General features: G+C 57.4%; 8 protein-coding genes and 1 pseudogene. 6 read left to right on the top strand and 3 right to left on the bottom strand.

What is annotated here, in order from left to right:
• Positions 1–71: 71 nt before the first annotated feature.
• Together umuD and umuC are read left to right on the top strand one after the other, a co-directional pair.
• Positions 72–506: a translesion error-prone DNA polymerase V autoproteolytic subunit gene (umuD, locus tag HX884_RS23135; protein ID WP_029882790.1), complete on the top strand. Its 435-nt coding sequence runs from the start codon at positions 72–74 to the stop codon at positions 504–506.
• Positions 490–1,752: a translesion error-prone DNA polymerase V subunit UmuC gene (gene umuC, locus HX884_RS23140; RefSeq protein WP_023620348.1), complete on the top strand. Its 1,263-nt coding sequence runs from the start codon at positions 490–492 to the stop codon at positions 1,750–1,752. The genes umuD and umuC overlap by 17 nt, the downstream gene beginning before the upstream one ends.
• A gap of 37 nt (positions 1,753–1,789) precedes the next feature.
• Here umuC and HX884_RS23145 read toward each other — a convergent pair whose 3' ends face one another.
• Positions 1,790–2,653: an aldo/keto reductase family oxidoreductase gene (locus HX884_RS23145; protein WP_095427155.1), complete on the bottom strand. Its 864-nt coding sequence runs from the start codon at positions 2,651–2,653 to the stop codon at positions 1,790–1,792.
• A 142-nt stretch (positions 2,654–2,795) separates the two neighbouring features.
• Here HX884_RS23145 and HX884_RS23150 point away from each other — a divergent pair, with 142 nt between their 5' ends.
• Positions 2,796–4,457 (top strand): methyl-accepting chemotaxis protein, encoded by a 1,662-nt coding sequence (locus HX884_RS23150; RefSeq protein WP_178328864.1) that lies wholly within the window; start codon positions 2,796–2,798, stop codon positions 4,455–4,457.
• Positions 4,458–4,495: 38 nt separating this feature from the next.
• Here the strand turns inward: HX884_RS23150 and smrA are convergent, their stop codons facing one another.
• Both smrA and HX884_RS23160 read right to left on the bottom strand, forming a co-directional pair.
• On the bottom strand, positions 4,496–5,059 hold the full coding sequence (gene smrA, locus HX884_RS23155; RefSeq protein ID WP_013096859.1) for a DNA endonuclease SmrA: 564 nt from the start codon (positions 5,057–5,059) through the stop codon (positions 4,496–4,498).
• Positions 5,060–5,413: 354 nt separating this feature from the next.
• On the bottom strand, positions 5,414–6,325 hold the full coding sequence (locus HX884_RS23160; protein ID WP_178328865.1) for a LysR family transcriptional regulator: 912 nt from the start codon (positions 6,323–6,325) through the stop codon (positions 5,414–5,416).
• 175 nt (positions 6,326–6,500) lie between these two features.
• Between HX884_RS23160 and HX884_RS23165 the strand changes: the two genes are divergently transcribed.
• The 3 genes and pseudogenes from HX884_RS23165 to abgT all read left to right on the top strand — a co-directional run.
• Positions 6,501–7,811, top strand: coding sequence for a M20 family metallo-hydrolase (locus HX884_RS23165; protein ID WP_178328866.1), 1,311 nt, complete (start codon positions 6,501–6,503; stop codon positions 7,809–7,811).
• Complete coding sequence (locus HX884_RS23170; protein ID WP_058651529.1) at positions 7,811–9,256, top strand: M20 family metallopeptidase; 1,446 nt, start codon at positions 7,811–7,813, stop codon at positions 9,254–9,256. The genes HX884_RS23165 and HX884_RS23170 overlap by 1 nt, the downstream gene beginning before the upstream one ends.
• A 45-nt stretch (positions 9,257–9,301) precedes the next feature.
• Positions 9,302–10,735 (top strand): annotated as a pseudogene (gene abgT, locus HX884_RS23175) (p-aminobenzoyl-glutamate transporter); the annotation flags it as partial.
• Positions 10,736–10,789: the final 54 nt, after the last annotated feature.

Genomic DNA, 10,789 nt, shown 5'->3' on the forward strand with positions numbered 1-10,789 from the left:
CGCACGCCGGGATCTGTGCGGGGGGTATCCGGTAACGGGTATCCCTACCGCGACAATATGAGTTAACCATTATGCAGTTGATCTCTCCTTTGGGGCCTGATGCCACGTTATTGCTTCCGTTGTTTATGGAGCGGGTGCCCTGTGGCTTCCCCAGCCCTGCTCAGGATTATGTCGAGGATAGCCTTGATCTGAACAAGCTGGTGATCAAACACCCCAGCGCGACCTATTTTGTCAGGGTGAGCGGTGATTCGATGATCGGCGCAGGCATCAGCCATGGTGACCTGCTGGTGGTTGACCGTTCGTTAAACGCCGTTCATGGCGATATTGTGATTGCGGCGGTCGCGGGCGAATTTACCGTGAAGGAGCTGCAAACGCATCCGCGTCTTCAGCTCATCCCCCATAATCCTGACTACGCACCGGTCGTTTTTGCCGCAGAAGACGAGCTGGAGATCTTCGGCGTTGTGACGTTTACCCTGAAAGCTAACCGCCATGTTCGCGCTCGTTGACGTAAACAGTTTTTACACCTCCTGCGAGACGGCGTTTCGGCCCGACCTTAAGGGGAAACCCGTGGTGGTCGTTTCAAACAACGACGGCTGTATCATTTCACGTTCAGCAGAAGCAAAAGCATTGGGGATCGGCATGGCCGGTCCCTACTTCAAGCTGAAGGATGAGCTGAGACGCCAGAAGGTACACGTCTTTAGCTCCAATTATGCGCTGTATGCGGATATGAGCCGCCGGGTGATGACCATTCTCGAAGAGATGGCCCCGAGAGTGGAGATCTACTCGATTGATGAAGCCTTTCTGGATCTGACGGGCGTCAGCCAGTGTATGTCTCTGGAGGCGTTCGGTCAGGCTATCCGCCAGCGCCTGTACAAAGAGACCGGCCTGCTGGTCGGGGTCGGTATCGCGCCCACCAAAACCTTAGCCAAGCTGGCTAACCATGCCGCCAAAACCTGGAAGAAAACCAACGGTGTGGTGGATTTATCGAATATCGATCGTCAGCGTAAACTGCTGTCACTGGTACCGGTCAGCGAAGTGTGGGGCGTCGGGCGCAGGATCAGCAAAAAACTGAATCTGATGGGGATCGAGACTGCCCTGCATCTGGCGGAATGTTCAAGCTGGGTGATCCGTAAACACTTTAATGTCGTGCTGGAAAGAACCGCCCGCGAGTTACGCGGTGAACCGTGTCTGGCGCTGGAAGAGTTTTCGCCAACAAAGCAACAAATCATCTGCAGCCGCTCCTTCGGCAGCCGTATCACCCGGTATGACGATATGCACCAGGCGATCTGCGCCTATGCCGAACGCGCCGCCGAGAAGCTGCGCGAAGAGAAACAGTTTTGCTGCTATATCAGCGTCTTTATTCGCACCAGCCCGCATGCAGAGGACGAGGTTTTTTATGGTAACCAGGCCTCCGGCAAGCTGACGATCCCCACCAACGATACGCGGGATATTATCAGGGTAGCTATCGAGTCATTAAACCGAATCTGGAAAGAGGGGCATCGCTATATGAAAGCAGGCGTCATGCTCAGTGACTTTTTCAGTCAGGGCGTGGCGCAACTTAGCCTGTTTGATGAACACCCACCGCGGCCAGACAGTACAGCCCTGATGCAGGTTATCGACCGCCTTAACCGTTCAGGCCGGGGGTCTGTGTGGTTTGCGGGCCAGGGGGCGGTGAAATCCTGGGCGATGAAGCGGGATATGCTGTCGCCCTGCTACACCACGCGCTATTCCGATCTGCCGATCGTTAAATAACAAAGCCCGGATCCCTCCGGGCTCTGTTTATACGTGATTACACCAGCGCATTCAGCGTAGCCAGCGCGTCAGGCGGTAACACCAGCTCCCCTGCCGCGAGGTTTTGCCGCAGATGCGCCACGGAAGAGGTTCCCGGGATCAGCAGAATGTTCGGAGAACGCTGCAGCAGCCAGGCCAGCGCAACCTGCATCGGTGTCGCCCCCAGGTCGTCCGCCACCGCCTGCAGCCCGGAAGATTGCAGCGGCGTAAAACCGCCCAGCGGGAAGAACGGCACATAAGCAATCCCCTGCTGCGCAAGCGAATCCACCAGCGCATCGTCACTACGGTTCACGATGTTGTACATGTTTTGCACACACACCACGGGCACCATCTTCTGCGCCTCGGCAACCTGCGTGGTGGTGACATTGCTCAGACCAATATGTCGCACCAGCCCTTGCTGCTGTAGCTCTGCCAGGGTGGACAGCGGTTCAGCGATCGAGCCTTCCGCCGGTCCGTGTGCGCTAAACATAATCCGCAGGTTCACCACGTCCAGCACATCCAGCTGCAGATTGCGCAGGTTGTCGTGTACCGCCTGGGTCAGCTCCTGGGCGGAAAAGGCCGGCAGCCAGGCGCCTTTATCATCGCGTCGCGCACCGATTTTGGTGACGAGGGTAAGATCGTCCCGGTACGGATGCAGCGCCTCGCGGATCAGCTGGTTAGTCACATGCGGACCATAAAAATCGCTGGTATCGATATGATTCACGCCCGCCGCCACGGCTTCCCGGAGCACTTCCAGCGCGGCATTTTTGTCCTTCGGTGGCCCAAAAACGCCCGGCCCGGCCAGCTGCATTGCGCCGTAACCCAGCCGTTTAACCGTGCGTGTGCCCAGCGCGTATGTCCCGCTTTTATCGATGCTGCTCATGTTCACCTTCCTCATAAAAAAGATCCGGATTTACAACAGGTTCCCGACCAGAACCCATAGTTAAGCGCGAGTTAAATTAAAGTTTAAATTTTAGACGACGATAGTATTTGTGTACCCCTGCACTTTCTTACGGACGACCGCTATGCTGAAAAATCTGCACGTGATTACCGGTATTATCTTTGCTCTCACCATATTCTGCCTGCTACAAGTTGTCACGGGAGGGTTGTTCTACTCTGCCGTCAGCAACGATCGCCATAACTTCCAGAACTCCGGGGTGCTTAATGCCCAGCAGGAGAGCCTGAGTGACAGCGTTAACACCCTCATCAAAACGCGCGTTACCGTGACGCGCGTGGCCATCCGCTATCTGAAAAATCAGCGCGATCCGGCGTCCCTTGAGGCGATCAACAAACTGCTTGGCACCGCGGGTAACTCTCTGGCTAAAGCAGAAGCCTATAACAAACAGTGGCAGGCCCTGCCGCAGGTTAACGGCCAGAGTGCGGCGCTAACCGACGAGATGCTGAAATCCTGGAACCAGATGCACGAAGTGATGCGTCTGTCGATTGAGTATCTGCGTGCCGACAACTATCAGGCCTATGGCGATCTGGATGCGCAGCAGGCACAGGACGATATGGAAGGGGTCTATAACCGCTGGCGCGCCGAAAACAACACGCTGCTGAAAGCCGCGGCCGAAGAGAACCAGAGCAGCTTTACCCAGATGCAATGGACGCTGGCGGCTATATTCCTGGCCGTTATCGCCGTGCTGGTGGTGATCTGGCAGGGTTTACAGCACCTGCTGTTAAAACCGCTGCAAACCATTATGAACCATATTCGTACCATTGCGGCGGGCGACCTGACGCAGGATATTACCCTCTCTGGCCGCAATGAGATGGGCCAGCTGGCGGCCGGTCTGCATGAGATGCAGCAATCTCTGGTCACCACGGTCAGCGCCGTACGCGGCAGTACCGACTCCATCTACACCGGCGCAGGCGAAATTGCCGCCGGGAGCAACGATCTTTCCGCCCGTACGGAAGAACAGGCCGCCTCGCTGGAAGAGACCGCGGCCAGCATGGAAGAGCTGACCGCCACGGTGAAACAGAACTCCGACAACGCCCGTCAGGCGACCCTGCTGGCGAAGAACGCGTCTGAAACAGCGGCGCGCGGCGGTCATGTGGTGGATAACGTTGTCCGCACGATGACGGAAATTGCCGACAGTTCGCAGCAAATAGCCCACATCACCGGCGTGATTGACAGCATTGCCTTCCAGACCAACATTCTGGCGCTGAATGCTGCGGTAGAAGCCGCACGCGCCGGGGAACAGGGCCGTGGCTTTGCGGTGGTAGCCGGGGAAGTACGTACCCTGGCGAGCCGTAGCGCGCAGGCGGCAAAAGAGATCAAGGGCCTTATCGAGAACTCTGTCAGCCGCGTGAATACCGGCTCTGAACAGGTCAGCGAAGCCGGTGCAACGATGAAGGAAATTGTGGCGGCGGTCACCCGCGTGACCGATATCATGGGCGAGATTTCATCTGCGTCCGATGAGCAGAGTCGCGGTATTGAACAGGTGAGCCTGGCCGTTTCGCAGATGGACAGCGTCACCCAGCAAAACGCCGCGCTGGTGCAGCAGTCCGCCACGGCGGCAGCGGCGCTGGAAGATCAGTCCGAACAGCTGCGCCAGGCGGTAGCGGCATTTCGTCTGAACGGTAAGCAACAGGCCACTGCGCCCCGCCCAACGCATGTGAAAACACCACAACTGTTGCGCCCGGCCACGGCAAGCACCGCCACCGACAGCAACTGGGAAACCTTCTGAGTTCAGCGCGGGCGAGCACCTCGCCCGCGCTAATCCCGTTAACGGCTGCGCTTGGCGTGCCGTTCCCAGTTCTCCTGTTTCGCGTCGTTGGATTTTCGCAGTGAAACATAACAGGCCCCGCTGCCGCCGTGATGCGGCAGCGCCACGCAGAAGGCCTGCACTTCCTCAAACTCTGTTAACCAGCGCGCCAGATAGCTACGTATCACGTTGGGATGAGCATTCTGTTCGCGCCCTTTTCCATGAATGATAATCAGATTGCGTAATCCGTCGCGTCCGGCCTGGCGAATAAAGGCATACAGCATCTGGCGGCAACGCTCGGCGGGCTGACGTAACAGGTTCAGGCTGGCCTCGCGGGAGTATTTCCCCGAGCGCAGCTTATCCATTACGCCCTGTTGTATCCCTTCACGCTGAAATGCCAGCGGCTCATCCAGGGGCAGAAGTTCCAGAAAGCCCAGGGTGAGGAAGTTATCCAGTTGCTCGGTATCAATCTCCTGGCGCGCCCGCGTGTTGCGGCTCGGCTGCCAGTGAATATCTGCGCAGCGCTTCAGGGGCTGGACATCCTCCATGGCGTCAAGAAACAGTGATTTGTCGTCAGGGTTCATGGAAATCCTCCGGCTACATCTGAGCCTGTACTATACCTTCGCGGGGGGTGTGCCTCAACAGCCGTTCCCCCGGGTAGGGTGGCGCTGAAAGCAAGCTGATGAATATCAATCGACAGCCGGGGAAAAATTAAACATCACTTAACTCAAACTTCAGCGTAAATAAAACACGCAATTTGGCTTAAACATCCATAAAATCAAACACTCAACCGCCTTTCATTTTGAGAGAAAGCTGTTATAACTTAATTAACCTGCCTCATGGATATAACATCCAGGATATGCGAAGGGATGCACTGCTGTGTGTACTGAAGGGTCTGTCTGATGTCGGACAGGCCCTGTTTTTTTATGGATGATGTTTCACGCAGAGACGATTGCCCGCGCCTCTCGTCTGAATTGCGTAATTAACGACTCCGTAAGCGGGGTCTGGCGCGAATCCCGACGCTGAATTAAATAATACGTCGCTTTTGGAAGTGATTCGACAACCGGCAGCATAACCAGACGCCCCGCCAACAGGGGGTCACAACCCAGCTCCTGCGGCAATATGCTTAAAAAATCGCTTTGTGCGACAAGGCTGATACACGACGAAAATGTTTCGCAGACCACGCCAATGCGGGGTATTTGCGAGCGATGGCTAAATACATCCTCTAACTGCTTATAATAACTTCCCCGGGGCGTTGGCATGGTCCAGTTATAATGCAGCAGATCGTTAATGGAGGTTGCTCCCGTCGCCGGATGTCCCTCCCGGCAAAATACGGCAAACGGTTTTTCTAATAGCTTTTCAAACGTAAATTCATGATCGTAAGGTCCCTGATAATAGGTATTGATGGTGAAGTCCAGTTCGCCCTGGCGTAATTCATTGATCATCGATACCAGCTGCCCTTCCATAATTCGCACCTTAACCTGCGGATGCTGCGCATGAAAGCGGGTGATAACCGCAGGCATAAGGCTTCGCGAAATACTCGCTCCCATCCCGATATTGATCTGCCCGGCCAGCTCGCCCTGCCGCTGGCGAATGTCATCCTGCGCCGCGCGCAGCTCTTCCAGAATCAGCCTGGCGCGCTGATAGAAGCCTTCGCCACACTCGGTTAACGCCACGCCTTTGCTTCGGCGCACAAAGGGCTGCGCCGCCATGCCCTCTTCCAGCTCTTTGATCGATTTGGTCAACGCCGGTTGCGAAAGATTCAGCGTCCTGCTGGCGCCGCGAATGCTGCCCTGACGCGCCACTTCAACGAACGCCCGAATTTGATGAAATTTAATCTGAAATGACATAGCCCGACCGATAACCGTTGTTTATCAGAGTAAAGAAACTGTCATCTACTTTAATGGAAAGGGATGTGCGAGGGTAATTCCTGAACGGTTAAAACTGTGAAAAATCGGTTAGTGATAAGTAAAAACTATCACAGCGTGAAGCAGTTCACATGTTTTAATGATGACAGGAACAGATATGGACTCACTGGCACAGTACATCCAAACCTTAGCCCCGCAACTGAGCGCATGGCGTCGCGATTTTCACCATTTTGCCGAATCCGGCTGGGTGGAATTTCGGACTGCCGCGAAGGTCGCGGAGATCCTGGATAGCCTGGGTTATGACCTGGCGATGGGCCGCAACGTGGTGGATGCCGAAAGCCGTATGGGGTTGCCGGATAACGCAACCCTGACGCGAGAATTTGCCCGCGCCCGTGCGCAGGGCGCGCCCGAAAAATGGCTCGCGCCGTTTGAAGGCGGCTTCACCGGCCTGGTTGCCACGCTTAACACCGGCCGTCCCGGCCCGACGCTGGCGTTTCGCGTGGACATGGACGCTCTCGACCTGAGCGAAGCGCTCGACGACAGCCACCGCCCGTTCCGCGACGGCTTTGCCTCCTGCAATCCGGGCATGATGCACGCCTGCGCGCACGACGGCCATACCACGATTGGCCTTGGGCTGGCGCACGTGCTCATGCACAACAAAGCGCAGCTGAACGGCACCATCAGGCTGATCTTCCAGCCTGCCGAAGAAGGCACTCGCGGCGCACGCGCCATGGTGGCCGCCGGGGCACTGGACGGGGTGGACTATTTCACCGCCATTCACATTGGTACCGGGGTGCCTGCCGGGACGGTGATCTGCGGCAGCGATAACTTTATGGCGACAACCAAGTTTGACGCGACGTTTACCGGCGTTGCCGCACACGCAGGCGGTAAACCGGAAGAAGGCCGTAACGCCCTGCTCGCCGCCGCCCAGGCCGCGCTCGCGCTGCACAGCATTGCGCCACACAGCGAAGGGGCTTCCCGGGTGAATGTGGGAGTGATGCAGGCCGGCAGCGGACGCAACGTGGTACCCGCCCATGCCCTGCTTAAGGTCGAAACCCGCGGCGAGAGCGAGGCGATCAATCAGTATGTGTTCGAACGCGCGCAATCCGTCATTACCGGTGCCGCCGCGCTGTACGGCGTGACGGCTGAGATGCGCCTGATGGGGGCTGCCACCGCCAGCGCTCCGACACCTGCCTGGGTGGATTATCTGCGCCAGCAGGCAAGCCAGGTGCCCGGTGTGGAACAGGCCATTGATAAGGTTAAAGCCCCGGCCGGTTCCGAAGACGCCACGCTGATGATGGCCCGGGTGCAAGAAAACGGCGGCATGGCCTCCTACATGGTGTTTGGCACCGATTTGAGCGCCGGACATCACAATGAAAAATTCGACTTTGATGAGCGCGTCATGACCGTCGCTATCGAAACGCTGGCGCGCACTGCGCTGAATTTCCCCTGGACGCGAGGTGTGTAATGCAGGAGAACTACGCTTTTATTGCCGATGCAATCGACACGCGATGTCAGACGTTCACCGACATTGCCGACGAAATCTGGGATCACCCGGAAACCCGCTTTGAAGAGTTCTGGTCCGCAGAGCGGCTGGCCAGCGCGCTGGAAGCGGAAGGCTTCACCCTGACCCGTGAGGCTGGCGGCATTCCGAATGCCTTTATCGCCAGCTTCGGTAGCGGTAAACCGGTGATTGCCCTGCTCGGCGAATATGACGCGCTGGCCGGATTAAGCCAGCAGGCACACTGCGCGACGGCACACGCCACCACGCCCGGTGCTAACGGCCACGGCTGCGGGCATAACCTGCTCGGCACCGCGGCGTTTGCAGGTGCCGTTGCGGTGAAAAGCTGGCTGGAGCAGCACGGCGGGAGTGGAACCGTGCGTTTTTACGGTTGTCCCGGCGAAGAAGGCGGTTCCGGTAAAACGTTTATGGTCCGTGAGGGCTTGTTTGACGATGTTGACGCCGCGGTCACCTGGCACCCGGAAGCGTTTGCCGGCATGTTTAACGTCAGTACGCTGGCCAATATCCAGGCCGCCTGGCGCTTTAAGGGCGTGGCGGCGCATGCGGCAAACTCGCCGCATCTGGGGCGCAGCGCGCTGGATGCGGTGACGCTGATGACCACCGGCACCAACTTCCTCAACGAACATATCATCGAGAAAGCACGCGTCCATTACGCCATAACCGATACCGGCGGCATCTCCCCCAACGTGGTGCAGGCGCAGGCCGAAGTGCTGTACCTGATCCGCGCCCCGGAGATGGCCGACGCGCAGCAAATCTACGCGCGCATTGAGAAGATCGCTCAGGGTGCGGCGTTGATGACCGAAACTACCGTCGAGTGTCGCTTTGATAAAGCCTGCTCCAGCTACCTGCCAAACCGCACGCTCGAAGCGGCGATGTATCGCGCCCTGCAACATTACGGCACGCCAGCCTGGACGGAGGAGGAACGCGCCTTTGCCCGGGAGATCCGCGCCACCCTGACGGCAAACGATCTGCAAAACAGCCTCAGAAACATTGCTGCAACCGGGGGGAACGAAGGTAAAGCCTTTGCCCGCCGCCACCAGGAGACCCTGCTGGTGGACGAGGTCGCGCCTTACGCCATCACCGATAACGTGCTGGCAGGCTCCACGGACGTGGGTGACGTTAGCTGGAAAATGCCCGTCGCCCAGTGTTTCAGCCCCTGCTTTACCGTCGGCACGCCGCTGCACACCTGGCAACTGGTGGCTCAGGGGCGAACGTCCATTGCCCATAAAGGCATGCTGCTGGCCGGGAAAGTGATGGGTGCCACCGCGCTACATCTGCTGCAGGACGCAGACCTGCTGAAAAAATGTCGTGAAGAGTTCGAACAACAAATACAAGAAAAACCGTACGTATGTCCGATCCCTGCGGGCGTGACACCGTCACCTTTAAAATAAAAAACACAATACAACACAACAACACAACAGTCCCGAGGAACGCCCATGAGTATGTCATCCATACCTTCGCATTCCCCATCCGGTAAGCTCTATGGCTGGGTTGAAAGGATCGGCAATAAAGTGCCACACCCTTTCCTGCTTTTTATCTGGTTGATCGTGGTTTTGATGGTGGCGACAGCCGTGCTGTCCGCCTTAGGGGTGAGCGTGCGCAGCCCGGCCGATGGCAGCATGGTAAGCGTAAAGAACCTGCTGAGCATTGAAGGGTTGCACTGGTTTTTACCGAATGTGATTAAAAACTTCAGCGGTTTTGCGCCGCTGGGCGCCATTCTGGCGCTGGTGCTGGGGGCCGGACTGGCTGAGCGCGTTGGCCTGCTCTCCGCGCTGATGGTGAAAATGGCTTCTCACGTCAGCGCACGCTACGCCAGCTATATGGTGCTGTTTATCGCGTTTTTCAGCCACATCTCTTCTGATGCCGCGCTGGTAATCATGCCGCCGATGGGGGCGCTGATCTTCCTTGCCGTCGGGCGTCACCCCGTGGCGGGTCTGTTGTCGGCAATTGCCGGTGTGGGATGCGGTTTCACTGCCAATCTGCTGATCGTCACCACCGATGTCCTGCTTTCGGGGATTAGCACCGAGGCGGCGAAAACAATCGATGCGGCCATGCACGTCAGCGTGATCGACAACTGGTACTTTATGGCCAGTTCGGTCATCGTCCTGACGCTTGTTGGCGGGCTGATTACCGATAAGATCATCGAGCCGTGGTTAGGGAAATGGGAAGGCCGTAGTGACGAAAAGCTGGAAACGCTGAGCAAAGAGCAACGCTTTGGCCTGCGCGTCGCCGGGATAGTCTCGCTGGTATTTATCGCGATGGTGGCGCTGATGGTAGTGCCGGAGAACGGTATCCTGCGCGACCCGGTGAAACATACCGTCCTGCCCTCGCCGTTTATACAGGGCATTGTGCCGCTGATCATCCTGTTTTTCTTTGTCGTGTCGCTCGCGTATGGCATCGCCACCGGCAAAATCCGCCGCCAGGCCGATCTGCCGCAGCTGATGATTGAGCCGATGAAGGAGATGGCGGGCTTTATCGTGATGGTCTTCCCGCTGGCCCAGTTTGTCGCCATGTTTAACTGGAGCAACATGGGCAAATTTATGGCCGTTGGCCTGACCGATGCGCTGGAAGCCGCCGGGTTAAGCGGCGTCCCGGCGTTTGTGGGTCTGGCGCTGTTGTCGTCACTGCTGTGCATGTTTATCGCCAGCGGATCCGCCATCTGGTCGATTCTGGCCCCCATTTTCGTGCCGATGTTTATGATGCTGGGCTTCCATCCGGCCTTTGCGCAGATCCTGTTCCGTATCGCCGACTCCTCGGTGATCCCGCTGGCGCCGGTTTCGCCATTCGTACCGCTGTTTTTGGGCTTCCTGCAGCGCTATAAACCGGAGGCGAAGCTGGGTACCTACTATTCGCTGGTTTTACCCTATCCGCGACTTTGTTGAATAAATCGAACTTTTGCTGAGTTGAAGGATCAGATCACGCAT

This window comes from Enterobacter sp. SECR19-1250 (genome assembly GCF_013391025.1).
Lineage (GTDB): Bacteria > Pseudomonadota > Gammaproteobacteria > Enterobacterales > Enterobacteriaceae > Enterobacter > Enterobacter cloacae.